Origin of the sequence: Pantoea coffeiphila, from assembly GCF_016909495.1 — a bacterium.
Taxonomy (GTDB): domain Bacteria; phylum Pseudomonadota; class Gammaproteobacteria; order Enterobacterales; family Enterobacteriaceae; genus Erwinia; species Erwinia coffeiphila.
The window spans coordinates 263832-289859 of record NZ_JAFBFW010000003.1 but is presented as its reverse complement, the minus strand read 5'-3'; the positions used below and the strand labels follow the sequence as shown (position 1 = coordinate 289859).

General features: G+C 52.8%; 24 protein-coding genes and 1 tRNA gene. 13 read left to right on the top strand and 12 right to left on the bottom strand.

Features of this window, described 5'->3' with window-relative positions:
* Window positions 1–91: 91 nt before the first annotated feature.
* Entirely contained in the window at window positions 92–658 is a 567-nt protein-coding gene (gene efp / locus JOE09_RS11050; protein ID WP_105592105.1) for an elongation factor P, read from the bottom strand.
* A gap of 42 nt (window positions 659–700) precedes the next feature.
* On the opposite strand from efp, the gene epmB reads away from it, so the two are divergent.
* Window positions 701–1729 (top strand): EF-P beta-lysylation protein EpmB, encoded by a 1029-nt coding sequence (epmB, locus tag JOE09_RS11045; RefSeq protein WP_205065817.1) that lies wholly within the window; start codon window positions 701–703, stop codon window positions 1727–1729.
* Between the two features lie 190 nt (window positions 1730–1919).
* Here epmB and JOE09_RS11040 read toward each other — a convergent pair whose 3' ends face one another.
* Window positions 1920–2264, bottom strand: a complete 345-nt coding sequence (locus JOE09_RS11040; protein WP_105592107.1) for a DUF4156 domain-containing protein — start codon at window positions 2262–2264, stop codon at window positions 1920–1922.
* 414 nt (window positions 2265–2678) lie between these two features.
* On the opposite strand from JOE09_RS11040, the gene JOE09_RS11035 reads away from it, so the two are divergent.
* The 4 genes from JOE09_RS11035 to JOE09_RS11020 all read left to right on the top strand — a co-directional run bounded on the left by JOE09_RS11035 (window position 2679) and on the right by JOE09_RS11020 (window position 7385).
* Window positions 2679–3329 carry a DUF1120 domain-containing protein gene (locus JOE09_RS11035; protein WP_205065816.1) on the top strand — a complete coding sequence of 217 codons (651 nt, stop codon included), beginning with the start codon at window positions 2679–2681 and terminating at the stop codon, window positions 3327–3329.
* 163 nt (window positions 3330–3492) lie between these two features.
* Window positions 3493–4149, top strand: a complete 657-nt coding sequence (locus tag JOE09_RS11030; RefSeq protein ID WP_205065815.1) for a DUF1120 domain-containing protein — start codon at window positions 3493–3495, stop codon at window positions 4147–4149.
* A 63-nt stretch (window positions 4150–4212) separates the two neighbouring features.
* Window positions 4213–4914 carry a fimbria/pilus chaperone family protein gene (locus JOE09_RS11025; protein ID WP_205065814.1) on the top strand — a complete coding sequence of 234 codons (702 nt, stop codon included), beginning with the start codon at window positions 4213–4215 and terminating at the stop codon, window positions 4912–4914.
* An 8-nt stretch (window positions 4915–4922) separates the two neighbouring features.
* The gene (locus JOE09_RS11020; RefSeq protein ID WP_205065813.1) at window positions 4923–7385 is read left to right on the top strand and encodes a fimbria/pilus outer membrane usher protein; all 2463 of its coding nucleotides are present in this window, start codon (window positions 4923–4925) and stop codon (window positions 7383–7385) included.
* Between the two features lie 97 nt (window positions 7386–7482).
* Here JOE09_RS11020 and groL read toward each other — a convergent pair whose 3' ends face one another.
* From groL to JOE09_RS11005, 3 genes are all read right to left on the bottom strand, one after another.
* On the bottom strand, window positions 7483–9129 hold the full coding sequence (gene groL, locus JOE09_RS11015; RefSeq protein WP_205065812.1) for a chaperonin GroEL: 1647 nt from the start codon (window positions 9127–9129) through the stop codon (window positions 7483–7485).
* A gap of 47 nt (window positions 9130–9176) precedes the next feature.
* Entirely contained in the window at window positions 9177–9470 is a 294-nt protein-coding gene (locus JOE09_RS11010) for a co-chaperone GroES (protein WP_105592113.1), read from the bottom strand.
* A gap of 227 nt (window positions 9471–9697) precedes the next feature.
* A complete protein-coding gene (locus JOE09_RS11005) occupies window positions 9698–10159 on the bottom strand; it encodes an FxsA family protein (protein ID WP_105592114.1) in 462 nt (153 codons plus the stop codon).
* 458 nt (window positions 10160–10617) lie between these two features.
* On the opposite strand from JOE09_RS11005, the gene aspA reads away from it, so the two are divergent.
* The 5 genes from aspA to JOE09_RS10980 all read left to right on the top strand — a co-directional run bounded on the left by aspA (window position 10618) and on the right by JOE09_RS10980 (window position 16349).
* Window positions 10618–12048, top strand: a complete 1431-nt coding sequence (gene aspA / locus JOE09_RS11000) for an aspartate ammonia-lyase (RefSeq protein ID WP_105592115.1) — start codon at window positions 10618–10620, stop codon at window positions 12046–12048.
* A 123-nt stretch (window positions 12049–12171) separates the two neighbouring features.
* Window positions 12172–13473: an anaerobic C4-dicarboxylate transporter gene (locus JOE09_RS10995; RefSeq protein WP_105592116.1), complete on the top strand. Its 1302-nt coding sequence runs from the start codon at window positions 12172–12174 to the stop codon at window positions 13471–13473.
* 178 nt (window positions 13474–13651) lie between these two features.
* Window positions 13652–15520, top strand: a complete 1869-nt coding sequence (locus tag JOE09_RS10990; protein ID WP_205065811.1) for a protein-disulfide reductase DsbD — start codon at window positions 13652–13654, stop codon at window positions 15518–15520.
* Window positions 15521–15584: 64 nt separating this feature from the next.
* Complete coding sequence (gene dicD / locus JOE09_RS10985; protein WP_205065810.1) at window positions 15585–16163, top strand: division control transcriptional repressor DicD; 579 nt, start codon at window positions 15585–15587, stop codon at window positions 16161–16163.
* Between the two features lie 110 nt (window positions 16164–16273).
* Window positions 16274–16349, top strand: a tRNA-Phe gene (locus JOE09_RS10980).
* A gap of 343 nt (window positions 16350–16692) precedes the next feature.
* On the opposite strand, the gene JOE09_RS10975 is transcribed toward JOE09_RS10980, so the two are convergent.
* The 6 genes from JOE09_RS10975 to JOE09_RS10950 all read right to left on the bottom strand — a co-directional run bounded on the left by JOE09_RS10975 (window position 16693) and on the right by JOE09_RS10950 (window position 22796).
* Window positions 16693–17508: a TonB family protein gene (locus JOE09_RS10975; RefSeq protein ID WP_205065809.1), complete on the bottom strand. Its 816-nt coding sequence runs from the start codon at window positions 17506–17508 to the stop codon at window positions 16693–16695.
* Window positions 17509–17719: 211 nt separating this feature from the next.
* Complete coding sequence (locus tag JOE09_RS10970; protein WP_205065808.1) at window positions 17720–18628, bottom strand: DUF4880 domain-containing protein; 909 nt, start codon at window positions 18626–18628, stop codon at window positions 17720–17722.
* 20 nt (window positions 18629–18648) lie between these two features.
* On the bottom strand, window positions 18649–19161 hold the full coding sequence (locus tag JOE09_RS10965) for a sigma-70 family RNA polymerase sigma factor (RefSeq protein WP_205065807.1): 513 nt from the start codon (window positions 19159–19161) through the stop codon (window positions 18649–18651).
* Window positions 19162–19321: 160 nt separating this feature from the next.
* On the bottom strand, window positions 19322–21829 hold the full coding sequence (locus JOE09_RS10960) for a TonB-dependent receptor (RefSeq protein WP_205065806.1): 2508 nt from the start codon (window positions 21827–21829) through the stop codon (window positions 19322–19324).
* A gap of 182 nt (window positions 21830–22011) precedes the next feature.
* The gene (locus tag JOE09_RS10955) at window positions 22012–22506 is read right to left on the bottom strand and encodes a GNAT family N-acetyltransferase (RefSeq protein WP_205065805.1); all 495 of its coding nucleotides are present in this window, start codon (window positions 22504–22506) and stop codon (window positions 22012–22014) included.
* On the bottom strand, window positions 22503–22796 hold the full coding sequence (locus JOE09_RS10950; protein ID WP_105592126.1) for a type II toxin-antitoxin system TacA family antitoxin: 294 nt from the start codon (window positions 22794–22796) through the stop codon (window positions 22503–22505). The genes JOE09_RS10955 and JOE09_RS10950 overlap by 4 nt, the downstream gene beginning before the upstream one ends.
* A gap of 55 nt (window positions 22797–22851) precedes the next feature.
* On the opposite strand from JOE09_RS10950, the gene JOE09_RS10945 reads away from it, so the two are divergent.
* From JOE09_RS10945 to JOE09_RS10935, 3 genes are all read left to right on the top strand, one after another.
* Window positions 22852–23241 (top strand): EthD domain-containing protein, encoded by a 390-nt coding sequence (locus JOE09_RS10945; protein ID WP_205065804.1) that lies wholly within the window; start codon window positions 22852–22854, stop codon window positions 23239–23241.
* Between the two features lie 565 nt (window positions 23242–23806).
* The gene (locus JOE09_RS10940) at window positions 23807–24517 is read left to right on the top strand and encodes a flagellar brake protein (protein ID WP_205065803.1); all 711 of its coding nucleotides are present in this window, start codon (window positions 23807–23809) and stop codon (window positions 24515–24517) included.
* A 98-nt stretch (window positions 24518–24615) separates the two neighbouring features.
* Complete coding sequence (locus JOE09_RS10935; RefSeq protein WP_205065802.1) at window positions 24616–25329, top strand: EAL domain-containing protein; 714 nt, start codon at window positions 24616–24618, stop codon at window positions 25327–25329.
* Between the two features lie 36 nt (window positions 25330–25365).
* On the opposite strand, the gene JOE09_RS10930 is transcribed toward JOE09_RS10935, so the two are convergent.
* On the bottom strand, window positions 25366–26016 hold the full coding sequence (locus tag JOE09_RS10930) for a fimbrial protein (protein ID WP_239553036.1): 651 nt from the start codon (window positions 26014–26016) through the stop codon (window positions 25366–25368).
* Window positions 26017–26028 lie beyond the last annotated feature (12 nt).

Here is a 26028-nt window from a genome sequence, read left to right as displayed (position 1 = left end):
CCGTAATTTATTCAATTGCCCTGAGGGCGCTGAGAAAAAGGAAAAGTGTGCGGATAAGGGTCCGATGAACCGAACCCTTACTGATTCAGGCTTACTTTACGCGTGAAACGTATTCGCCAGAACGGGTATCAACTTTAATCACTTCGCCAATCTGCACGAACAGAGGCACTTTCACTACCGCACCGGTGCTCAGCGTAGCTGGCTTGCCGCCGGTACCTGCGGTATCACCCTTCAGGCCAGGATCGGTATCGGTGATTTCCAGCTCAACAAAGTTTGGTGGCTGAACGGCGATTGGACGACCGTTCCACAGAGTTACGATGCACTCCGCGTTATCCAGCAGCCATTTTGCCGCTTCGCCTACGGTCTTCTCTTCAACTGGGTGCTGTTCGAAGGTTTCCGGGTGCATGAAGTGGAAGAACTCACCGTCGTTGTACAGGTAGTTCAGGTTGGTATCTACTACGTCAGCACCTTCAGCAGAGTCGGTAGACTTGAAGGTTTTCTCTACACGAGTACCGGTCAGCAGGCGACGCATTTTTACGCGCGCGAATGCCTGGCCTTTACCTGGTTTAACAAACTCGCTGGCTTCGACGGCATAAGGCTCGCCTTCGAACATGATTTTAAGACCGGGACGGAAATCGTTGCTAGAATAAGTCGCCATAAAGGCCCTCTACAATTTTATTACTGGTACTAAGCCAAAAAAATGGCACACATTGTAACCCTAAATACCCCTGCACGAGAAGATTGGTTGCATCAACTTGCCGATGTAATCACCGATCCCGATGAATTACTGCAACTTTTAGCGTTGCAGAATGACCCTGAGCTCGCTTCAGGCCATGGTGCACGCCGGCTTTTCGCACTCAGGGTGCCAAGAGCGTTTGCTGCGCGCATGCGCAAGGGCGATCCGCAGGACCCCCTGCTGCTACAGGTGATCACCTCGCAGCAGGAGTTTGTTGATGCGCCAGGTTACAGTACCGATCCGCTGGATGAGCAGAGCAGCGTGGTGCCGGGTCTGTTACATAAATATCGAAATCGTGCGCTGTTGCTGGTTAAAGGCGGCTGTGCCGTCAACTGCCGGTACTGCTTCCGCCGCCATTTCCCCTACGAAGATAATCAGGGCAATAAGCGCAACTGGCAGCAGGCGCTCGAGTATATCCGACAGCAGCCAGAACTGGATGAGATTATTTTCTCCGGCGGCGATCCTTTGATGGCAAAAGATCACGAACTGGACTGGTTAATCGGCGAACTGGAGCGCATTCCGCATATTAAGCGTCTGCGTATTCACAGCCGTCTGCCGGTAGTCATCCCACGGCGCATCACCGAAGCGCTTTGTCAGCGCCTGGCGCAATCGCGTTTGCAAACGCTGCTGGTGAGCCATATTAACCACGCGCAGGAAATTGACGATGACCTGCGTCACGGTATGCGCATGCTGAAGCGGGCAGGAGTCACGCTGCTGAATCAAAGCGTGCTGCTACGCGGTGTGAACGATAATGCCCCTGCACTGGCAGCACTAAGTAATGCGCTGTTTGATGCTGGCATCCTGCCCTACTACCTGCACGTTCTGGACAAAGTTCAGGGCGCGGCGCATTTCTATGTTGATGACGGCCGGGCACGCGCTATCGTGCGTGAACTTCTGGGTATGGTGTCGGGCTATCTGGTGCCGACGCTGGCACGAGAAATTGGTGGCGAACCGAGTAAAACTCCGCTCGATTTACAGCTGCGGCAGGAATAATATCGCGGCAGGAGCAACGATCCTGTCCCCTGTCTGACAGGGGGCCTAACGTCAGCGCCGAGATCTTCACGAAGTATGAAATATCGCAGACTTCATTTCATATCACTGTTGTCATGCATCTTCCTTTAACAAAAAGAGTGGCCCTCAATGGCCACCCTTTTTCAATGCAGATCGCAATGTATCAATGCGCTTACGGGCACTTGTACACCTGGCCGCTCATCTTGCTGTCGAGAGGTGCGAAGCTTGACCAGATATTCTGCGTTGGGCTGGTTGCACCGTAAATCACGTTACCGCCCATTTCAGCCGCACGGTTGCGCAGGTCGTTTGCCGCACCGCGCAGTGAACTGCCTTCTCCGCCAGAGCCGGAGAACCAGTTACTTTGTGAGCCGGTAACGTTCCCCAGAAGCTGGCAGCTGCTGGCCGGCTGCTGGTCGGTAAAAGTCACACGCTCACCCGCAGAACTCAGAGTATTAGAAGAGCTACAGCCCGCCAGCAGCAGTGCCGCTACGGAGAGTCCCAACAAGTTAATCCGCATTATAATCCCCATTTATTATCATCAGAGTCAGGCAGACGTAAGGTGAGCCTTCGGCATCCTTTACCTGCGAAAACAGCATCATTCAGGCTACGATGTGCGCACCTACTTATACCCTTTTCGCGGGCAAAAAAAAACATCCGTGGCGACTGGAAGACACGGCTGAGGGGTGTCGTTATTCTGGCAGAATTTTCTTATACAAAAGCATCAATCAAATAAATTATAAGCAACATAAAAAAAACATTAAGAATATAATATCGCAAGAACAGAATGTAAAAAAACGAATAACCGATAAAGAACAAATGGAAATAGTAAATTATCACCAACGATGCATATAACGCATATTATGTTTTGACAAATAGATTCAATTTATGATTCCATATGCGAATTAGCTTCAACATATGTAATGGATTACTTATGAATCTCAGGAAATCGATACTATTTTACAGCATAACTATTGCTGTATTTCTATTCAGCGCCTTCAGCAGCGCTTCATCGCGGGCATCGCTTAAAATCACAGGGGAAGTTTTACCCGGAGCTTGCGATTTAGGTATCGATAACGGAGGAGCGTTACAGCTCGGTAAGCCGCACTCTACACCCTCATCTGATGGCGGAAAAAAAACATTACCGAAAAGAAATGTTAATATTATCATTCAATGTCCATCCCCTACATCATTTGGTATTCGGGCTATTGATATCGCATCAAATGCGGGTAACGTTAAAAGCCATGGAGCAGCAACAGATACCGTATTTAGCCTGGGTCAAACATCAAAAGGGGATGCAATTGGTGGATATTTTGCCACTATAGACAAGTCTCATTCATGGGTTGATGGAAAACCTTTAAGTAATTTAATTGTTTCTAAGGATCAAGGGCATAGCTGGCAACCAATGCTGGATAACTTAACCACTAATGGAAAAAATATCTATTCCTGGGGTGATCAGTTACAGCCGCTGAGTGCTCGTTTAGTTAAAATTGGATTAATTATCAGCCCATTTATTTACAAATATAACCACAGTGACACCGTAAAAATAGATGGAATCACTAGTTTCGAACTAGTCTACTTGTGATAGCATTCTCCACTGTCACCGCAGAGGAATTGTTTTTTTAAAAGAAACAACAAATAATCGATAGCTTTATTGATTTAACTTTTCAACACATGGAACATATATCATCTGGAGATGATATAGCTGCGTTCAATTTAATTAATCAAACCAGTAAAGGACTATATAAATGAAAAAGAAATTATTACTTGTCTCGGTATTAAGCGGCCTGGCGATTTCAGGTGCAGCTTCAGCTGCAACATCACAGGTCACGATGAAACTTGAGGGAAGCATCGTTCCTGCAACGTGTAATATCAACATCAATGGCGGCACCTCTTCCACTCTGTCACTGGGAAAAATTAGTGCAGCTCAGTTGAAGCCAGGTCAAATGTTCGAGCTGGAAGATAAAGCAATTAGTCTCAACATCAACTGTCCAAGCCCAACCATGGTTGGTTTCCAGGTCATGGATCTGGGCCAAAAAGCGGGTCAGGTTGACATGAACGGTACCAAAGGTCCAAGCCTGTTCAGCCTGGGTACAACTAAAAGTGGTGCAATCGCTGGTGGATATGTTGTACACCTTGAAAGAGGCACAATCGATGCACAAAATGTTTATAATTTCATTAGCTCAGAAACCGGCGAGACCTGGCAAGTATCAAATGGTACTCTTAACTCCGTTAAGAAAGATATTATCTCCTGGGGTGCAACTTCAACGCTGTCACCGTCTATTGGTCTGTCCCATAAGATTGATATGAGTGTTCATTCTTACATTAACCCGATCGCTGAAAAAGACATCTCAGACAAAATTGATCTGCGTGGCGAAGCGACTTACGATCTTGTCTACCTGTAAGTATTAAATTATTTTAATTTCGTAGGGAGCCTTAACGGGCTCCCATTTTATTATAGAGGTAACATGTTTCTCCGTACTGCCATAAAAAAAACGTTATTGCTGCTATTAAGTATATCAATCACTCCGGCTTTTTCTATTATGAAACCCGAATCATCAATGTTATTCATCAATGAAGAAGACGGCGGTGGAAGCATTAATGTACAGAATGTAGACCCAGAAGAGGCTCTACTATATGTTAAAATAATAGACTTGCCGGACGATCCACAGCCTAAACTGCTAGTCACACAACCCGTTATGCGAGTCGGTGCAGAAAAAACTCAGCGAGTTCGGTTCATCCTTAAAAACGATCGGCCTTTAGAGCATGAGCATTTAAAGAGAGTCACGTTTGAAGGAATCCGGCCTAAAAACAACCAAGAAAGCAATGAGATATCAATTAATATACGCCATAACATCCCAATAATTATCCATCCAAAAGGGCTTCCCATTCTTTCCGAACCATGGAAAGAACTATCCTGGGAGCAAAATGGCAGCGAGATAAAAGTGATTAACCCAGGAAAATATGTCGTCAGACTTTCACAAAACGTTAAGTTACTACCGTCAGGCAGGTCCGCAACATTGGATAAAAGTTACATACTGCCTGGTCAGACCTTAAATATTAAAGCAGACCAAAATAAGACTGGTGAAAAAGTACAAAAAGTAAGTATCCAAACCCTGTCTAAGTATGGTTATGAAACCGGAACTGTAGAGATGCCTGTAGCGCACTGAGGATCACGGTGAAAAGGAATTTTACCGTCTGCAATGACAAAACCAGATTAAAGACACCACGTTTTTTGGCGGGTGGAATAATGCTTCTGGCGACATTCAGCAATGCAAAATCTGCTGAAACTTCACCCCAAAATCCATCATCCGCCATAAATACCTGGGATATGGACGCGCTAAAACGTCGCGGCATCATATCTGAGCAGGTAGAAAATCTGGACAAACTTAGTGAGCTTCCTGAAGGAACTAACTTCGTAGACGTTAATTTAAATGGCGATTTTAAAGGTTCTTACCAGATTCAAGTTAACAATCAGGGTATACCTTGTTTCACATCAGAATTCTTTGATTTTTTAGGCATTGTGCCACCCGCTAAAAATAAAAAAAATGATTGCTATAGCTGGCTGAGTGAACAGCCTGGGACCAGCGTTGCGTGGCAAAGTGAATCACAAATTCTCAGCATTGTTGTTCCAGTTTCTATGCTAAAGCAGGATAACATCGGGGAATATGGCGGTATAGGAGGCCATATAAATTATGATTACTACTCCAGTATCAATAAGACTGAATACCAAAAAGAGCATTATAGCTGGGTATCCCTGAATAACGGAATAAACATTTCAAACTGGATGTTCCGCAGTCAACAGAACATTCAGGATTTTGGTGGTGAAGTTAACACAACGTTTAATTCAGCCTATGTCGAGCGTTTTTTCACTGGAATAAATAAAATTTTCCAGGCGGGTGAAATCAGCACACGTAATACACTATTTGCATTAGGCAGAATACGGGGAGTTCAGTTTTATCCTGATGATGCATTTTCAAGAACCAGCGATAGTGGTGTTGTCATTGATGGCATGGCAAATACCCCACAGGCGCGGGTTGAGGTACGCCAATACGATCAGCTGATTTACAGTACGCTTGTCGCCGCAGGTCCGTTTCACCTGGTTAACATTCCGGTACAAAATTTAAATGCTGAACTGCATGTTAGCGTTGTGGAAACGAGTGGTGAAACGCAGCAATTCATTGTTCCCGTCACGCAACTGATGGGGTCTTACATGCCTGTCAATCGAGGGTTGAGTGTAGCTTTTGGCAAGTTAAAAAATAAATCCAACGATGCGAAGATACCGGCAATACTTACGCTTGATAAAGACTGGCAGCCTGTGGAAGGAATATCGTTACGTACAGGCACACTGTTAAGCGGTAAATATCAGTCTATCGCAGCAGCGATGAGTGGTCGGCTGGCAGCAATGCCCGGCCAGTCATTTTCATTACAGGCTCTGCTGGTGAAAGATCATTTCCAGAATAAAAACAGTGGACAGATCCGGTTCTATAGCAATCACGCTGTGACAAAAAATATCTCTTTCTCTCTGGGCGCAAGTAAAAATTCGCCTGGGTATGCGAACATAGAAGAAGCCAGTTTCCGAGCAAGGCAAAAAAGAAAAAGCAGTGGTGAATATAACACTGATGATTCTGAATTAAGCCTGGGACTTAGCTGGGATGGTGCAGAACTGGGGGCATTTTCATTCACCCATAGCCTGTCTACAAACTACCCCGACAATGAACATTGGCGATATTTTATCCTTAACTGGACTCGACGATTTAATAATGGCGTACAAATTTCGACGAGTGCTTCCCATGCAAAAGGTGGAAATAGAAGCAATAAAAATATCAATATTAACTTTAGCTGGCCGCTGGGCGAGAAGCGCTTCCATCATTACTACCGTTCATATAATAAGCGAAATGTCGTGGGCAGCGATGTTAACATGCCTTTAGGTTCTGGTAGCGATATGCAGCTCGCGGTTGAAGAAACAACCAACGATCATAATCGTTCGATACAAACCTCACTCAGCAATAATTTGCACTACACCAATTTGAATATGAATGTGCAGTGGGATAACCAGCATCAGCGCAACTATTCAATTAGCGGTAATGGTTCCGTGGTGGCCCATAAAAAAGGGATTACCTTCAGCGATAGTCAAATTGGGGATACCTATGGCGTGTTAAGCCTTAGCCAACCAATGGCAGGGGTACCGGTGCTAACACCAGCAGGAACCTCCTGGACAGACTGGAGGGGAATGACGGTTCTTCCATCATTGTCTCCCTGGAGTGAGAACTTTATTGATGTTGACGTTGATAAACTACCTAAAAATATCGATATCACTAATGGGCATCGTACTCTCCGCCCAGCTCGTGGCTCGGTGAAATTCGTGCAAGTGGCAATGTTAAGTGGAAACCGTTTACTGATGACCATTAACCTTGCTGACGGCAAGCCATTGCCTAAGGGAAGCACTCTTTGGGACGGGAAAAAACTTGTTGCAGAAGCGGTTGATGAAGGGTTGGTCTTTATGACTAATGCGGAAACCGAAGGAAGCTTCCGAGTTAAAATCGCTCAATCAACTAATGAATGCGATATTAACTATAAGTTAGACCAGGCTCACGATGAAGATAGCCTGTATCAGCAGCTCACGCTCGTCTGCAAATAACGCACCACGAAGCGTACAAAGTAAAACGCCCGGCAAGGCGAAAACCTTACCGGGCGCGGCTACTTTCCCGCACTCAGGCGGTTAAGTGGCGGAGGAATTACATCATTCCGCCCATACCACCCATGCCGCCCATGCCACCAGCACCGCCTAAATCAGGCGCGTCGCCTTTTGGCAGGTCGGTCACCATGCACTCGGTGGTGATCATCAGACCAGCAACAGATGCCGCGTACTGCAGAGCAGAACGGGTTACTTTGGTTGGGTCCAGGATACCGAAGTCGATCATGTCGCCGTATTCTTCAGTCTGTGCGTTGTAACCGTAGTTACCTTCGCCTGCTTTCACCGCGTTGGTGACAACAGATGGCTCTTCACCGGCGTTGGAAACGATCTGACGCAGTGGAGCTTCCATTGCGCGCAGCGCAACTTTAATACCCACGTTCTGGTCTTCGTTCTGGCCACGCAGTTCCAGCAGCTTAGAAGCCACACGAACCAGCGCCACACCACCACCAGCAACCACGCCTTCTTCAACCGCAGCACGGGTAGCGTGCAGGGCATCTTCAACGCGAGCTTTCTTCTCTTTCATTTCAACTTCAGTTGCTGCGCCCACTTTCAGAACGGCAACGCCGCCTGCCAGTTTCGCTACGCGCTCCTGCAGTTTTTCACGATCGTAGTCTGAAGTCGCTTCTTCGATCTGCTGACGGATCTGAGCAACACGGCCAGAGATCGCCGCTTCGTCACCGGTACCGTCGATGATGGTGCTGGTGTCTTTGTTGATCACAACGCGCTTAGCCTGACCCAGATCTTCCAGGGTAGCTTTTTCCAGCTCCATACCGATCTCTTCAGAGATCACGGTACCGCCGGTCAGCACAGCGATATCCTGCAGCATCGCTTTACGACGGTCGCCGAAGCCAGGTGCTTTAACCGCAGCCACTTTCACGATGCCACGCATGGTGTTAACAACCAGAGTTGCCAGCGCTTCGCCTTCAACATCTTCAGCAACGATCAGCAGTGGTTTACCCGCTTTCGCTACCGCTTCCAGTACTGGCAGCAGTTCACGGATGTTAGAGATTTTTTTGTCAGCCAGCAGGATGAATGGAGATTCCAGCTCGATAGCGCCAGTTTCTGGCTTGTTGATGAAGTAAGGGGACAGGTAGCCACGATCGAACTGCATACCTTCAACCACGTCCAGCTCGTCCTGCAGGCCGGTGCCTTCTTCAACAGTGATAACGCCTTCTTTGCCCACTTTTTCCATCGCCTGAGCAATCAGTTCGCCCACGGTTTCATCGGAGTTAGCAGAGATGGTACCAACCTGAGCGATAGCTTTAGAGTCGGAGCAAGGTACGGACAGTTTTTTCAGCTCTTCAACGGCTGCAACAACGGCTTTATCGATACCGCGCTTCAGATCCATTGGGTTCATGCCAGCGGCAACGGCTTTCAGGCCTTCGTTAACGATAGACTGAGCCAGTACGGTCGCAGTGGTGGTACCGTCGCCCGCTGCATCGTTAGCTTTAGAAGCCACTTCTTTCACCATCTGAGCGCCCATGTTCTCGAACTTGTCTTCCAGTTCGATTTCACGCGCTACGGACACGCCGTCTTTGGTGATGGTCGGTGCACCAAAAGATTTATCCAGAACCACGTTACGGCCTTTCGGGCCCAAGGTAACTTTTACTGCATCTGCCAGTACGTTCACACCGCGCAGCATTTTTACGCGAGCGTCATTACCGAATTTTACGTCTTTAGCTGCCATTTTCTAATTTCCCTTAAATTCGTTAGGTTCAGTGAGTTACGCGTAAATTACGCTTCAACAATCGCCAGGATGTCGTTTTCAGAGATGATCAGAACTTCTTCGTTGTCGATCTTCTCGGTTTTTGCGCCGTAGCCTTCGTTGAAAATCACTACGTCACCAACTTTCACATCCAGCGGCTTCACTTCGCCACTTTCCAGGATACGACCGTTACCTACAGCCAGCACTTCGCCACGGGTGGATTTACCCGCTGCGGAACCGGTCAGCACGATGCCGCCTGCAGATTTAGATTCAACTTCTTTACGCTTAACAATCACACGGTCGTGCAGTGGACGAATTTTCATTGATAGCTCTCCTTTGAGAAGTCCAATCAGTCTTTTGGGATGAATGCCGGGCTTCGCTCGAAGCTGGCCTCGTGACGGAAGAGATAAGGACGGAACAACCCGCTTTCAAGGGCTGGAAATTATTTTTTTTGCTTATGTCGCCGTTCGCGTGGTTTTTGAGCAGTTGACGATAAAAAAAACGGCGCGACCATCAGGTCCACGCCGCCGGGGATGACGATACAACAGGCTTAACGCCGGTCGTCGCGATCGTCATGTTCGATCAGATTATTCTCTTTACGCTCATATTCACCGTCAACGGTAAACCCGCTGCTGCCGTTAGCCCCGCCGCCGCCCCAAACGCGCAGATGCGGCATTAGTTTCAGCGTCAGGTGCTTCTGCACCGGCGGCAGCAGTAACAGCAGCCCCAGGAAGTCAGTGAAAAATCCGGGGATCAGCAGCAGGAAGCCCGCCAGGATCAGCGAAACGCTTTTGACCATTTCAGCAGCCGGGCTTTCACCCGCATTAAGCTTCTGCTGCATTAACATAAAGTTTTTCATCCCCTGGTTTTTGACCAGCGAGATACCGATGCAGGAGGTAAAAATCACCAGCAGCATGGTGAGTAAGACCCCAAGGACGTGGGCAACCTGAATAAAGAGTGAAATCTCAATCCAGACCAGCACGAAGATGACTAAGAACGGTAACCAACGCACCGTATTCTCCTCTGTAAGTGGCCACCCCGCTAAAGGCAGAGCGGCAGAAAATGGCGATCCTGAAGACCGATATTATAGAAGATGGGAGCGGCCCACCCCGTTTTCAACCGTAAATGTGGAAATTCATCCATCCGCATCTTTTGCCGGGACGATCACATATTATTGAAGATGTTTGAAATGGCACACGCTTTAAGTGATCTGGATTCAGTCTTTTAACTGGCAACAGAATATGATCGTGCCTGAGCGGTCACGAACGGATAAAATACGGCTCAGGGCGTTTAACGCCACGATAATCCCCGGTGACCTGATTCCGAGCTGGTTATTGTTGCTGACTTACGTTGTACACGGACCGTACGCAGGATCGATTCCGTGCTGACGAAACGTTCAGTACCTGTTGCCAGAGAAGGCAGGCGCTTAAATTGTGTAGATTTCCCGGCAGTTCTAACAAGAAGGTTCTCATGGCTAATAACATTCGTATCGAAGAAGATCTGTTAGGTATACGTGAAGTTCCGGCGGATGCTTACTACGGTGTTCATACTCTGCGTGCGATTGAAAACTTCTACATCAGTAACAGTAAAATCAGCGATATACCTGAATTTGTTCGCGGCATGGTGATGGTTAAAAAAGCCGCCGCGCTGGCAAATAAAGAGCTGCAAACCATTCCTCGCAACGTCGCCAATGCGATTGTCAGCGCCTGTGATGAAGTGCTGAACAACGGCAAATGCATGGATCAGTTCCCCATCGACGTGTATCAGGGCGGCGCGGGCACCTCGGTGAACATGAACACCAATGAGGTGCTGGCCAACATCGGCCTTGAGCTGATGGGCCACCAGAAAGGTGAGTATCAGTACCTCAATCCAAACGATCACGTTAACAAATGCCAGTCCACCAACGACGCCTATCCAACAGGCTTCCGCATTGCGGTGTACAGCTCAATCCTCAAACTGCTTGATGCGATTGCCCAGCTTAGTGAAGGTTTTCAACGCAAAGCGGTGGAATTCCAAACCATCCTGAAAATGGGCCGTACCCAGCTACAGGATGCGGTGCCAATGACCCTCGGCCAGGAATTCCATGCCTTTAACGTGCTGCTGAATGAAGAGATTAAAAGCATTCTGCGCACCGCCGAACTGCTGCTGGAAGTGAACCTGGGCGCAACGGCGATCGGCACCCGGCTGAATACGCCGGACGGCTATCAGCAGCTGGCGGTGCAAAAACTGGCCGAGGTCAGCGGGCTGCCGTGCGTACCGGCGGAAGATCTGATTGAAGCAACCTCCGACTGCGGTGCCTACGTGATGGTCCACAGCTCGCTGAAGCGCCTGGCAGTGAAGCTGTCGAAAATCTGTAACGACCTGCGCCTGCTCTCTTCCGGACCGCGTGCCGGCCTGAATGAAATCAACCTGCCGGAGCTGCAGGCGGGTTCTTCCATCATGCCAGCCAAGGTTAACCCGGTGGTGCCGGAAGTGGTTAATCAGGTCTGCTTCAAGGTGATTGGCAACGATATTACCGTGACCATGGCGTCCGAAGCGGGCCAGCTGCAGCTGAACGTGATGGAGCCGGTCATTGGTCAGGCACTGTTTGAATCGGTGCATATCCTGACCAACGCCTGTTACAACCTGCTGGAAAAATGCGTCGACGGCATCACCGCCAACAAAGCAGTGTGCGAAGCCTACGTGTTTAACTCCATCGGAATCGTCACCTACCTCAACCCGTATATCGGCCACCACAACGGCGATATCGTCGGTAAGATCTGTGCCGAAACAGGCAAGAGCGTTCGTGAAGTTGTGCTGGAGCGCGGTCTGCTAACCGAAAGCGAACTGGATGATATTTTCTCTACCCAGAACCTGATGTTCCCGGTTTACAAAGCAAAACGCTACACCGATGAAAACTAACAATAAGCGATTTACCCGATAGCCCTTTTAAGGCACGTCAGTTCAGCGAACGACGTGCCTTTTTACTTTCCACGGTCTACAAATCATTAACAATTTATTATCAGTAATTTAAGGAGCACATAGATGTTGCTACCCGAGCTTGTCGTTGTCCTGCTGGCTATCTACCTGGGTGCCCGGCTGGGAGGGATCGGTATTGGTTTTGCCGGTGGTTTAGGCGTACTGGTACTCACCCTGGGGTTTCAGATAAAACCCGGTGCCATCCCCTTTGACGTGATTGAAATTATCATGGGGGTGATTGCCGCTATTGCCGCCATGCAGATCGCCGGAGGGATGGATTACCTGGTCAACCTGGCCGAGCGTCTGCTGCGTAAGCACCCGCGCTACATCACCTTTCTGGCACCGCTGGTCACCTACGGCATGACGCTGCTGGCGGGTACAGGCCACACGGCGTTTTCCACCCTGCCGGTGATTGCCGAGGTAGCGAAAGAGCAGGGTGTGCGCCCTTCCCGTCCGCTGTCGATTGCCGTGGTCGCCTCACAGATCGCCATTACCGCCTCCCCTATTTCCGCCGCCGTGGTGTTTCTGGCCGCGCTGCTGGAGCCGAAAGGCGTCAGCTATCTCGGGCTGCTGGCGGTGGCGATTCCCTCAACGATGGCGGCTATTTTTGTCGCCGCGCTGGTGACCAATTTCCTGGGTAAAGAGCTGAAAGACGATCCGGTTTACCAGGCACGACTGGCGAAGGGCGAAGTCACGCTGCGCGGTGCCAGTCAGTTTGAAGAAAAGCCCGGCGCGAAGCTCTCCGTCCTGCTGTTTTTAGTCGGCATCGTGGCGGTGGTGTTCTACGCCACGGCCATCAGCGACGCCGTTGGCCTGATCCAGAATCCGGTCCTGCCGCGCAACGAAGCTATCGTGGTGTTTATGCTGACCGTTGCCACGCTGATCTGCCTGACCTGCAAGGTCGATACCGGCGAGATCCTCAGCGCCAGCACCTTTAAATCCGGTATGAGCGCCTGCGTCTGCGTCATGGGCGTTGCCTGGCTGGGGGATACGTTTGTTAAAGCGCACATCGGCGAGATCCAGAGCGTTGCCGGTGAGCTGCTGGACAGCTATCCGTGGATGCTGGCTATCGTGCTGTTCTTCGCCTCCACGCTGCTCTACTCCCAGGCGGCCACCACCAAGGCGCTGATGCCCGCTGCGCTGATGCTCGGCGTATCCCCGGTCACTGCGGTCGCCTCCTTCGCGGCGGTATCTGCACTGTTCGTGCTACCGACCTACCCGACGCTGCTTGCCGCCGTTGAGATGGACGATACCGGCTCCACGCGCATTGGCCGCTTTGTCTTCAACCACTCCTTCCTGATCCCCGGGACCCTGGCGATCATCCTCTCCGTGGTCTTCGGCTTCCTGATTGGGCATTTAGTGCTGTAGCCAGACCAGCAGCGGGCCGCACGCCATCGTCTGCGGCCCGCTATCACGCCCTCAACTTCATCCTGAAAAGCCATCCCCGACTTGCCATGCTATTATCTGCGCTTGCCGTACAAGGAATAGCCGACAGCACCGATTTCCGGTCTGTTTCAGCCCCAAATGGAGAGAGCCAACGCCCGTTATGATCCCACGACTTTTGACTTCTTTTTTACTGCTGCTGTGTACCCTGTTCAGCGTCAGTGCCAGTGCATCGCTTTTCGGCCAGGGCAGTAACAGCCAGTTTGTGCCGGTTAACCAGGCTTTTGCTTTTGACTTCAGCCAGCAGGAAAACCAGCTTACTCTCCGCTGGCAGATCAAACCCGGCTACTACCTCTATCGTCAGCAGATGCATATCAGCGTGCAGAACGCCACGCTGGCGCAGTGGAAACTGCCTGCCGGCAAACCACATGAGGATGAGTTCTACGGTAAAACCGAAATCTACCCGGAAAACCTGACGCTGCCGTTCACCATCCAGCAGGCGGGTAGCGGAGCGCAGCTCACCGTCACCTATCAGGGCTGCGCCGCCGTCGGATTCTGCTATCCGCCAGAAACCCGCAGCGTGCCGCTTAGCGCCGTCTTCGGGCAGGAACCCGCGTCCGCACCGGGCGCATCAGTCACAGCGCCACCAGTGGAAGACTCACCTGCCGTAGTCAGCAACCCGCCGCCTGCTGAAGCTTCACCTTTCGCAGCCAGCAACTCGTCCACTGTTGAAGCATCGCCGGTTGCAGCCGATAACCAGTCAGCGGTCGCCGCCAGCAACGCGCCACCTGCCGCCACACCTGCGGAAGAATCATCCTCGCTGCCGTTCTCACCGCTGTGGGCGTTGCTGATTGGCATCGGCGTGGCCTTTACGCCCTGCGTATTGCCGATGTACCCGCTGATTTCCGGCATCATTCTCGGCGGCAATCGTAAATTCAGCCTGGGCCGCCTGTTTATGCTGGCGATGATCTACGTTCAGGGCATGGCGCTGACCTATACGGTGATGGGTATTGTCGTTGCCGCCGCCGGGCTCCGTTTCCAGGCGGCGCTTCAGGCCCCGGCCGTGCTGATTGGCCTGTCTGTGCTGTTTATCGTGCTCGCCCTGTCGATGTTCGGCCTGTTCACACTGCAGCTGCCTTCCGCGCTGCAAACCCGGCTGACTCTGTGGAGCAATCGCCAACAGGGCGGATCGCTACCCGGCGTGTTCCTGATGGGCGCGCTGGCCGGGCTAATCTGTTCCCCCTGCACCACCGCGCCGCTGAGCGCGATCCTGCTGTATATCGCCCAGAGCGGCAATATGCTGGCGGGAGCCGGTACGCTCTACCTCTATGCGCTGGGTATGGGCCTGCCGCTGATCGCCATTACGCTGTTTGGCAACCGCCTGCTGCCGAAGAGTGGCCCGTGGATGCAAACGGTTAAAGAGGGCTTTGGCTTCGTGATCCTTGCCCTGCCGGTGTTCCTGCTGGAACGCGTGATCGGCGACGCCTGGGGACTGCGGCTGTGGAGCCTGCTTGGCGTCGCCTTCTTCGGATGGGCATTTATCAGCAGCCTGAAGAGCAGCCGCGGCTGGCAGCGTGTGATTCAGGTGATCCTGCTGGCGGCGATGCTGATTGCCGCACGCCCGCTGCAGGACTGGGCATTTGGCCAGCAGGCCAGCACGGCGTCCGCAGCACACCTTAACTTCCAGCGCATCAGCAGCGCGGCACAGCTCGACCAGCAGCTACAGGCCAGCGGTGGCAAAGTCACCATGCTCGATCTGTACGCGGACTGGTGCGTGGCGTGCAAAGAGTTTGAGAAATATACCTTTAGCGATAAGCAGGTGCAGTCAGCACTGAGCAACGTGCAGCTGCTGCAGGCCGATGTCACCACGAACAGCAGTACGGACAGCGCGCTACTGCAACATTTGCAGGTGCTGGGACTGCCGACCATCCTGTTCTTCGATGCCAATGGTCACGAGATCCCAGGTTCACGTGTCACCGGCTTTATGAAACCGGATGATTTCCGCCAGCATTTGCAGAAAGTGACACCATAAACAACACTAAGGTCTTATTGCGCATCCGTGGCGATGCCAGACCGGAACAGAAAAGGAGAGCCAATTGCAGCGTGAACAGGTACTCGAGCATGCCCTGAATATCCTCGAGAAATACGGATTGGCGGCAACAACCTCTCTTACCATGCTGGTTGGAGAGCTGGATTGCTCGGAAGAAGAGATCAAACGCTTCTGGCCCGATCGCGAAGCGTTGCTGTATGACGCCTTGCGCTATCACGGCGAGCAGATCGATATCTGGCGGCGCAAGCTGCTGCTGGATGATGAGCTCAGCGCCGGTCAAAAGCTGCTGGCGCGCTATCAGGTGCTGACCGATGCTGTGAATAACCAGCGCTATCCCGGCTGCCTGTTTATTGCCGCCTGTAGCTTCTATCCGCAGGCCGACCATCCGATCCATCAGCTTGCCGAACAGCAAAAGAAAGCCTCCTGGCAGTATACCCACGAGCTGCTCGATACGCTGGGCGCGGATAACCCCACGCTGGTTGCACATCAGATGGAGTTAATTCTGGAAGGCTGCCTGTCGCGCCTGCTGGTGAAACGTCAGGTGCAGGACGTTGAAACCGCCCGCAGACTGGCCGAGGATGTCCTCGCTATTTCGATGTGCCGTAAGAACGGTGCGCTTTCCTGAGCAGCTTTTGCGCCATCAGAGCAAAAAGCAGGCAGTCAGCGGGGATTTAGGTATTTTTTATGACAAAGCCGTTGACGCCGAACGGCCATTACGGTTTAATGCGCCCCGTTGCCCGAATAGCTCAGTCGGTAGAGCAGGGGATTGAAAATCCCCGTGTCCCTGGTTCGATTCCGGGTTCGGGCACCACATTCAAAGAACCCGCCTAACGGCGGGTTTTTGCTTTTCAGCGTTCCGGTAGATTTTCGGTCGTCTTAGCCACATATGCGCTACTCTGCCCTTTCCATCCAGCCTGAGCATTTTTCTCGAGCAGTTACCCGCCTTTCGGGTGGCAGTGACGTTTCCTGCTAAACCTCACATTGCCCATACGCACTATTCCCACCCTATTTCATGGCCTGCCAGGCAACCATTCTGAAAGTACTTTGACGTCTTTCTGCACTTAGAGAAATCGATGAACTCACAGCCAAAAGCGGACGCAGCTACGGTGGAGTGAGTCTGCTGCGCCGACGGGCTACGTCGTCGGCGCTTTAAGTTATTTGCGCGCTTCGCTCAGGTCGAAGCGCACCGGGAGGCTGATGCTGATCTCGGCCATGCCGACGACCATCTCCGGCGGCGGCGGCGGCACCGGCGATGCACGCAGCGGTAGCTCGGTAGTTTCCCGATCCAGCGAGCTGACGCCGCTCGAGCGCAGCAGCTTCACCGCCAGCACCCTGCCCTGGCGATCGAGGGTAATGCTTATCTGCGCTACGCCCTGCCGCTGCTGGCGCAGCGCGATCGCCGGGTAGCGCTTGTAGCGGCTGAGATGCGCCAGCAGTTCCCCGCTCCACGCCGACGCGTTGCGGCTGGGCTGGGCTGCGGCCTGGTTACGCGGGGCAGCAACGATCTTGCCCGCCATCGGCGGCGGCGCGCTGGTATCCGGCGCGGCCGCCGCGCGGGAAGGCGGGTTCGGCAGCGCCTTTTCCACCGGACGCTTCGGGGGTTTCTGCTTCTCGACCAGGGTTTTGTCAGGCTGTGCGGCGGCGGTCGGGCGATGAATAAGGGCGTCGGGCGCCTCCGTCAGCTGCGGGGCGGCCTGCCGGGTTGGCTCGGCCTGCGCGGCGATCGCCTGCACCTGGCGCACGCCGGTCGGCCTTTTCTCGCTGTCCGGCACCGACTCGGCCTGCTCGGCGACCGCCAGCAGCAGCATCGGCTGTGCGGCGGGCAGCGGCGGCGGCGGAGCAGCTCGGTAGCTCAACCACAGCAGCAACGTGCCGTGCAGCGCCAGCGTAAGCAGCCCGGCCGCGGCCCGGCGGCGCTGCCGCTGCGGTGCGGGAAACGGGCTGGAGGGAAGGACGGAGTGAGCGATCATAAGCAGCGGTACCCGGATTGGCCGTAAAAGGTGCCCGATGTGCCTGAAAACAATCGGGGGATTACCCTGAGGTCACCCGAGCGGAGAGAAACGGGCAGAACTGCGATGAATTATGGGGTTATTTATCTTAAATCGTCTTTACTGTAGTTTTATATTCTACTGCGAATATTAACATCACTCTTTTTAAGCGTATTCATCTATTAATAGCCGACTATGAGATGCTGATGAAGTATTTCGATAGTGAGCTGACCTGAACCGGCAGCGTGCCGGGCAGCGAGGCAATAATCCGATCGGTGTCAGCGAGCGGGAAGGCACCCGACAGCCGCAGGCCTGCGACCTGCTGACCGCAGCGGATTACGCCGCGCCGGTAGCGCGCCAGCTCGGCGAGAAAGTCATCCAGTCGCATATTGTCGGCGTACAGCATTCCCTGCTGCCAGCCGGGTTCCCCGCTGACTCTGCCCACTTTGTGGAACCCGCTGAGATTCAACCGACCGCCGTAGCCCGCGTTGAGGGTGGTGCGCTGGCCATCCAGAGGCGTGATGCTGAGCTGGCCGTGATAGACCGCAAGCTCGCTATAGTCGTCATGCAGCCGCAGGCTGAAGCGGCTGTTGTGCGACTGCACGCTGCCCTGCGGCAGCAACAGTTGCAGCGGCATGCCGCTGCGCGGCGCGGCGACCAGCATTTCGCCCTGCAGCAGGCTGAGCTGCGGCAGGCTGACGTTCACCGCGGTCTGCGTGTTCAGCAGCAGATCGGTGCCGTCGCTTAGCGTGACCCGCTGCTGCTCGCCGATTGCCGTGCGGTAGTCCGCCTGCCACGATCGCCAGGGCAGCACCCCTGCGCCGACCGCGCCGATCAGACCAACGCCGGCCGCGCAGCGCAGCAGCCGACGGCGCTGCGGGTTGGCGACCGTCGACAGGCTGCGGTGCGCCGCCTCGCCGTTCAGCTGCGAGAACTGCGAGGAGAAGCGGCTGATATGCTGCCAGGCCCGCACGTTTTCCGGGCTGGCCGCCAGCCAGCGCTGCCAGCCGTCCTTATCCTCGCCGTTCGCCTCTTCCGACATCAGCTGCGTCAGCCACGCCACCGCCTCACGTGCGCTCTTCGGGTCAATCTCTTCGGCCATCGCGCGCCCCTCCGCCATCATTACGCCGACAGCGCAAAGAAGCAGTGCAGGTTGGCACGCTGTAGGTACTGTTTCACCGAGCTGGTTGAGACACGCAAGCGTTCTGCAATGTCGCTGTAGCGCATGCCCTGCAGGTGCGCCAGCAGGAACGCTTCGCGCACGTGCGGCGGCAGCCCGTCCAGCGCCCGGTCAAGCTGCTCCAGCATTTCAATCGCCTGCTGGCGCACTTCCGGCGAGGGGATCGCCTCTTCCGGCAGCTCGGCGAGCGCCTGCAGGTAGTGCTCTTCAATCTTTTTACGGCGGTAGAAGTTGGCGACCAGGCGGCGTGCCACCGTAGCCAGGAACGGGCGCGGCTCGCGGATCGTTAACAGCTGCGGGCTGAGCAGGATACCCAAAAAGGTATCCTGTGCCAGATCTTCCGCATGGGACGCGCAGCTGACCCTGTTGCGCAGCCAGCTGCACAGCCAGCTGTGATGCTCAAGGTAGAGCTGTTCGGCAAAACCGTGGGACGCTGCGCTCTGTTTCCTCGCCATGCAAAACACCCGATAGTAATGATAGTGAAAATAACAATCATTATTATTTAGATAATGTAAATGGCGTGTCAAGTTATTGCTGAATTTTAACGCGCTTTACCGCGTTATGCGGCCACACGTGCGGTGCGGGGGCCACTGCGGCCCCCGCCGGGAGGAAGGATTAGAAACGCTGGCTGACGCTGAACTTGAAGTTGCGCCCGACGCCGGAAACCGACTCGCCAAGGTACGGATAGTAGTTGTGGTTCAGCAGGTTATCGACGGTGACCCGCGCCTCAAGACCGCGCCAGAAGTTTGGCTCCCACGAAGCGAACAGGCCGTACAGCGCGTAACCCGAGGTTTTCGGCAGCGCCCATACCGCCGCCTGAGGATCGCCATCCACCGGCGAGCGATCCTGCTTACGTACGAAGTCGCCGGTTACGCCGAAGGCCAGATTGGCACGCGGCACTTTCAGGCCGAGCATCGCATGCGCGGTCGTCGGCGGGATTTCGGCGATCCATGTTTCATTGCCCCACGGGTCACGCGGTGAGCCATCGCGCTTACCGCGAATCGACGACAGCGACAGGCTGCCGAACACGCTTTCGCTGTCGTAGAACGACTCAACCTCAAACCCTTCAATGGTGTAGCCCGGCAGGTTGCGGTAGTTGGAGAGCGGCTGGCCGCAGCTGCCCTCTTCGCACAGCACGCCGCGGCGGTAGAAGATCTCGTTCTTTCCACGGTTACGGAACAGGGTGGTGCGGATCTGCAGGCTGTCCTTGTCCAGCAGCAGGTCGTTGAAGTCAAGCACCGCGCCCAGCCGGATGCCGGTAATGCGCTCCACCTGCAGATTGCGGCTGGTGCCCGGCACGCTGGAAGCGGCGGACTGCACTTCGTACTGCTCGTCGATCACCGGCGCGCGCCAGGTGCGGCTGACGTCGGCAAACAGCGAGACGTTACGCGTCGCCTTCCAGATGGTGCCGAGGTGCGGCGACCAGCCGGTGTAGGTCACGCTGCTGTAGTCGTGGCCGGCCAGCGGATCGCTGTCGTTATAGCGCGGCGCGAGGTTCGGCCGCCCGGTGTTGGTGACGTGGTCGTAGCGCAGGCCCGGGGTGATCGTCAGGTCGCCGTAGCTCACCGCATCCTGTAGATAGACGCTACGCGTCTCCTGTTTACCCGCCGGCATATAGTAAGGCTGGAAGTAACCGTAGTTGTAGCTGGCGTTGGTCGCGCCGGACGGATAGTACATCAGCGTATCGCGGTCGTGCTTGTGCAGCTGCGTGCCGATCAGCAGCTTGTGCTCCAGCGGCCCACTGCTGAACTCGCTCACGTTGCTGACGTCCAGCTGGCGGTCGGTATAGCTGACCCAGCTCTCGTTGCCCAGCGTGCCGAGATAGCTGGACTGCGAGGCGGAGTCAGGACGCCGGTCGTGCTGCTCGGTTTTCGAATAGGCCAGCGCCACGGTCAGATTGACCAGCGGCTGTGACTCCGGGGCGAGGTTCCACTTCGCCGAGTAGTTGCTGTCCTTCTGATCGCGGTAGACCAGAATGCGGCGCCAGGCCTCCTCATAGCCGTAGCGGTCGATGTTCGCCTGGCTCGGCGCGGCGATGTCATCGCGTTTGGCGGCAAACGGCTGCCAGCCGTCGGATTCGGAACGCATCGCCGAGAGGGTCAGGGTCTGCGAATCGGTCAGATAGAGGTTAGTTTTCAGCAGGTAAGAGGTCTGGTCGTTCTCAGAATAGGCGAAGCGCGTGCCGTCCGGGCGCTTGATATTGCCGCCGTCGCGGCGGCTGGCGTACAGCAGGCCGTCGGCAAATCCCTCCTCGCTGCGGCCGTACAGCGCGCCGCTGTAAGTGCCCTGGCGATCGTTGGTGTGGTAGCTGTATTTCAACATACCGCCGAGATCTTCTCCCGGACGCAGCATATCACCGGCGTCTTTGGTTTCCATCGTGATGGTACCGCCGAAGCCGCCGTTGGCGTTCTGAATATTATGCGGGCCCTTGTCGACGCTCACGCGCTTCAGCAGCTCCGGCTCAATAAAGACCGAACCCTGGCGATACTTTTCGAAGCCCTTCGGCGCGCCGTCCAGTACCACCTTAACGTCTTCCATGTCGCCCATGCCCCAGATATTCAGGCTCTGCCCACCCGGACGCGGCGAACCGGCCATCGACACACCCGGCAGCTTGTCGAGCAGGCTGGCAACGTTGTCGGCCTGGATGCGGTCGATATCCTGTTGGTCAAGCGTGGAGCGCCCGGCGGCGGTACTGTCGGACAGCCCGGCGACCACCGACAGCTCTGGAATAGCAAGAGCCTGTTCTGCCGCGCTATCAACCAGCCGGTAGCCGCTGTCGGTCTGTTCAGCGCGCAGGCCGCTCCCTGCCAGCAGGATATCCAGCGCCTGCTCAACGCCGTAGCTGCCGCGCACGCCGGCGCTACTTTTCCCGCGGGTCTGCTCCGGGGTGAAAATCAGAATGACGCCCGCCTGGCCAGCGGCGCTGCGCAGCGCCCCCGCCAGATCCCCGGCAGGAATCGAGAAGGTCCGCGCTGCTGGCTGCTGCAGCGTAGCGGACTGTGCCAGCGCGCCAGCGGGCACGACGGCGGTGGCGGCCAGCAGGCCGGTGATGGCGATAGCAAGGCGACTACGGGCAGAGGCGGCCCCCGCGCGCGTCGGGCGGACTGTATTTTTTATGGTCATTAAGCGGTTCCCTGAAGGTATTGAATCGAAAGCTCATCAAAGAGGTCACGCGAGGAAAGAAATCGGGCAGAAAAAAAAGAAAATTAGTCGGGGAACGGGCTGCGCTATCTATTCTCTTTCATTCTGAGGAGAGAGATATGCCAAAAAGAGAATCACAATGCGTAAAAATCGGAGCCTGTAATTTAAATCGATAAACTCCCTGTCAAATCACCCAGCGTCACCATCAGCATCATTGGGTCTATTGGTGAAGGCTCAAATCCTAATCTCAGGTAAAATTCCCGCGCGTCATCAGACAGCGCATGTACCATCATTCCTCTGATGCCGATGGTATCTGCTACCTGAATGACCCGTAGCCCGGCATCTCGCACCAATGCCCTGCCAACACCCTGACCGTGTAGTGATTTATCCACCGCCAAACGGCCCAGCACAACGACAGGGATGGGGTCGGGCATATTACAGCGAAAACGTCCGGGAGCGGCATTCGTCATTACGGCACTGGGGGCCAATGAATAATACGCCAGCACGTTTAAGCCATCACAGCTGACGAAAGTACGTGATGCGCCAGTGACCTGATTTTTCATCGCCCGCTGTTTTAGCCAGTTATCCATGGACCCCACGCCACAACAAAATGCAGACAGCAGATGTTCGGCGTGGAGCGGCTCGGGTGCAGATATCATTCTTTCTTTTCCCACGGGGCCAGGGTTTGCATCGTTTTTCGCAGTGCGTCATTCGCCGCAGGAGCCTGATCCAATCGGGTAAGAAAAGCCTGATAAGCGTCTGGATCTGCCATGATGATCCGCCTATCGATTAACGCTTCCTCTGCGGCGGCACGAGCAGCCTCAAGAACAAAATCGGTGCGATTTTTTCCCTTGGCTTTTGCCGCACGATCGATGAGATCCCGCTCGGCGGGCTTGATGCGCAAATTCAATGTTTCGCGTTTGACAGAAGCGCTGTTCGTTAAGGGCATAATGTTATCTCCGCCATACTTACTGGACATTAATCATACAGAAATCGTAACGCAGATGTCATTACGAGCTATCGTAACCACAGGGAGACGGGCGGACTTAACGGCGGAAGAATTCGATCGATACTGGCGTGAAAACCATGCCCGGCTGGTGACTAAACACGCTGAAATTCTTGGGATTCGTCGCTATATCCAGACCGTCCCTTATGCTGATGCCCCCGCACAAGAGGCACTACGGCAAACCCGAAATGCCCCGCAGGTGGATTACGATGGCTGCGCTGAGCTGTGGTGGGACGACATGGAGTCACATCTGGCGGCGCGAAAAACCGAAGAGGGATTACTGGCACTGCGGGAGCTGATTGCCGATGAACGACAGTTTGTCGATTTAACGCAGTCACAGCTCTGGTACGGTGAGGAAAGGACGATCGTTTCTGAATCAGAAAAATAACGTCGCGGCTCGAAACCTTATTTTCAGCTATTCTTCCTGAAGACTGACTTCAGGGGGAAACAGACACCGGGTAATATGTAAAAGAATTGATCTGCAAAATAAAATACATTCTCCACCTGCGGCCTGTAGGTTCGATGTTCGTCATCACGGCTATTTTCAGCCAGAAACCCTCCACCTCAGAATACGATAAACATCACCCGACCCATCTGGCTGAAAATTTTAATTTCAGGTAACCCCCTGCCATCCAGAACTCTCTATTAGTCTAAAATAAAATATAGAATAGCCTTCCCACTCATTCTTCACTGTGACAAACCTGCCACCAAAAGTACGTTTACCATTCGTTTAAAAAACCAGTAAATAACCACATAATAAATAAGCGTTATTTAAATTCACCCTACCCAGGAGAATACTTAGCAAAACTGTCAAGTACCTGTTAATTGTCTTCATCTATTATTTAAACATTAACGATAGACGACCCTCACAATCTCTTGCACTAAGTGGTGATTTTTTCCTATAGGATAAAGACCAAAATGGTACTAAAAAAAATAGCATGAGAGGATATGGAATGTCAGTGGGGATCTTAAAAGAGTCTAAATATGAAATATTGGCAATCTTGAGAGAAGAGTGCAGAGTTAAATCTGAAATAGACATTTATCATAAAGGAGAATTGTGGGCAGCAAATATCAAAAAGGTTGATTTCTCATGTTTTTATATTAATCCTGATGATTCGGATTTTCCATCAATTACTGACAGCGCTGGGTTTTCTTTTGTATTACACAGCCAGTTAGGAAAAATTGAGTTCAGTGCTGCATTAAGCACCGAAAGTGACCGTCAAAACACCGCCAATGCCATTGCTTTTTTTTTGCCTGATAGCATTAACATTTTGCAACGTCGCTTAACACAACGCGTACGCGTTAAAAACGATTCGGGTTTCTTCTGTTCGGGTCGACACAAGAGCGGTGAAAGCTATAGATGTACTATCAATGACCTTTCTGAGGGAGGATGTTCTTTTATATCTGAATCCTTCAAAAAAAAGTTTATGGATAAAGGAATGGCATTAGACAATGTGGAGATTTCACTTGCGGAATACGGTATTATTGTTACCAGTCTGAAAGTGGTTAACGTCACGCCGGTGTATCAGGATCGTTCTCATGAACGAAATGCATTTCGCATCTCCTGTAAATTCAACTATAAAAACCCCGACACTAAGAAATACATCGAGGACACCGTATTAAAGATAACCGTCGATCAGAAACTTAAGTCAAGACGATTTTAGTTCCAAATTATATTTAAATTTGAATAACATATTGTGTATTCTGGTTGTCATTGCCGCCGGTGATGACACATCAAATAAAAACTGACACCTGAAAAATAATGAGCAATACGATGCTTATCGATACGTTATCTCGTGGTGATATAGCCATTCGCTATGTTTATCAGAAAATGTTCTCACCTGAAGGAAAACTGGTTGCCGTTGAATGCCTGAGCCGCTTTGACCGAATCACCGTCTCCCCCGATGTTTTTTTTCGCAATGTAAACAATTCATTACGTGAAGATATTTTTATCGAGCAGCTGGCACAGGCAGAACAGCACAGAGACTGGTTCCTGGATAACGCCGTGTTTCTTACTATCAATATCGACGATCATATCCTCTCGCTTCTGCAACGTCATGATATTGCGGAAAGAATTGAACGGCTGGAACATGTGCATTTTGAGGTGGCTGAATACTCAGTCAGCTTACTGGGCCACGCGCCGGTAAACCGTTTATTGCCGCTGAACGTTTCGCTCTGGCTGGATGACTTTGGTTCTGGTTACGCCGGGATCGGTGCTATTCGTGGCTATCATTTTAATTACGTAAAAATTGACAAGGAATTCTTCTGGCATTTAATAGAAAAAGAACACGGACGCCAGCTCATGCAGGCGTTAATTACATTCCTGTCAAAAAATAACCACCGGGTGATTATCGAAGGTGTTGAGAACGAAGAACATCAACGCTGGCTAAGCGGCATGGAATGGTTTGCAATGCAGGGGTTTTACTGGCAGGAAGTCAGTATTGAACAACTGGTGCAGGAAGAGGTTGTTATTTAATATGCCGGAGCAACCCGGCATCACTCTTTGATATTATTAATTATAAACCAGCTCCAGCGTTGCCAGGCTACTAATCGGCCCGCTGGTCACCTGCTGCGGCGAGGTGGTTACATAGCCTATATAATAGGTTAATACGCCACTGCTTGGCGATTGATCCTGCATCTGAACCTGATTCTGCTGCGGATCGGCCGGAACAATTTTATTTTCCGCCGCCAGCGTGCTGCCGTCATTGGTCGCCAGAGCCAGGTAAATATGGCGTGCACCGTCGGGTAAAATATTGTCCAGGTACTCTGCACTGTCGTTATTCACCGCACTTATACCCACACCACTAATCCAGCGCACGCTGACTACCGGAAGCGGTATTTGCAGATCTTCCGTACCCGGTGAATTTAGCTGACATTTTGACAGCTCCAGCGTGAAAGCCTGGGGATTCATAAACGCCCCCGCCCCACGCTGGTGAACTTCAGTAAGACTGACCGGCGCCAGCCAGATATTACCGCTACCGGCATTATTACTGCCATTTAGCGCCACGCTGCATGACGTATCGCTAACTCGCCCACGAAAATCGATCCGCCCATCATCATAGAAAGGCATCTTCCCCAGGGCTGAAAAGGCGGTTAAACCGCAGCCCAGCAGAATCATCTGAACGATCTTTTTAAGGGTTAAATACGATAACAATTCGCTCATATCCACCTCCCG

Bases quoted from the DNA above. Each gene is read 5' to 3' on its own strand.
- JOE09_RS10950 (WP_105592126.1), bottom strand. From the start codon at position 22,796: ATGCCCTTAACGAACAGCGCTTCTGTCAAACGCGAAACATTGAATTTG.
- epmB (WP_205065817.1), top strand. From the start codon at position 701: ATGGCACACATTGTAACCCTAAATACCCCTGCACGAGAAGATTGGTTG.
- JOE09_RS10955 (WP_205065805.1), bottom strand. From the start codon at position 22,506: ATGATATCTGCACCCGAGCCGCTCCACGCCGAACATCTGCTGTCTGCA.
- JOE09_RS10995 (WP_105592116.1), top strand. From the start codon at position 12,172: ATGTTGCTACCCGAGCTTGTCGTTGTCCTGCTGGCTATCTACCTGGGT.
- JOE09_RS10965 (WP_205065807.1), bottom strand. From the start codon at position 19,161: ATGGCGAGGAAACAGAGCGCAGCGTCCCACGGTTTTGCCGAACAGCTC.
- JOE09_RS11030 (WP_205065815.1), top strand. From the start codon at position 3,493: ATGAAAAAGAAATTATTACTTGTCTCGGTATTAAGCGGCCTGGCGATT.
- JOE09_RS11035 (WP_205065816.1), top strand. From the start codon at position 2,679: ATGAATCTCAGGAAATCGATACTATTTTACAGCATAACTATTGCTGTA.
- aspA (WP_105592115.1), top strand. From the start codon at position 10,618: ATGGCTAATAACATTCGTATCGAAGAAGATCTGTTAGGTATACGTGAA.
- JOE09_RS10970 (WP_205065808.1), bottom strand. From the start codon at position 18,628: ATGGCCGAAGAGATTGACCCGAAGAGCGCACGTGAGGCGGTGGCGTGG.
- JOE09_RS10935 (WP_205065802.1), top strand. From the start codon at position 24,616: ATGAGCAATACGATGCTTATCGATACGTTATCTCGTGGTGATATAGCC.
- JOE09_RS11025 (WP_205065814.1), top strand. From the start codon at position 4,213: ATGTTTCTCCGTACTGCCATAAAAAAAACGTTATTGCTGCTATTAAGT.
- JOE09_RS10945 (WP_205065804.1), top strand. From the start codon at position 22,852: ATGTCATTACGAGCTATCGTAACCACAGGGAGACGGGCGGACTTAACG.
- JOE09_RS10990 (WP_205065811.1), top strand. From the start codon at position 13,652: ATGATCCCACGACTTTTGACTTCTTTTTTACTGCTGCTGTGTACCCTG.
- JOE09_RS10975 (WP_205065809.1), bottom strand. From the start codon at position 17,508: ATGATCGCTCACTCCGTCCTTCCCTCCAGCCCGTTTCCCGCACCGCAG.
- groL (WP_205065812.1), bottom strand. From the start codon at position 9,129: ATGGCAGCTAAAGACGTAAAATTCGGTAATGACGCTCGCGTAAAAATG.
- JOE09_RS10930 (WP_239553036.1), bottom strand. From the start codon at position 26,016: ATGAGCGAATTGTTATCGTATTTAACCCTTAAAAAGATCGTTCAGATG.
- JOE09_RS11010 (WP_105592113.1), bottom strand. From the start codon at position 9,470: ATGAAAATTCGTCCACTGCACGACCGTGTGATTGTTAAGCGTAAAGAA.
- JOE09_RS10960 (WP_205065806.1), bottom strand. From the start codon at position 21,829: ATGACCATAAAAAATACAGTCCGCCCGACGCGCGCGGGGGCCGCCTCT.
- JOE09_RS11040 (WP_105592107.1), bottom strand. From the start codon at position 2,264: ATGCGGATTAACTTGTTGGGACTCTCCGTAGCGGCACTGCTGCTGGCG.
- JOE09_RS10940 (WP_205065803.1), top strand. From the start codon at position 23,807: ATGTCAGTGGGGATCTTAAAAGAGTCTAAATATGAAATATTGGCAATC.
- efp (WP_105592105.1), bottom strand. From the start codon at position 658: ATGGCGACTTATTCTAGCAACGATTTCCGTCCCGGTCTTAAAATCATG.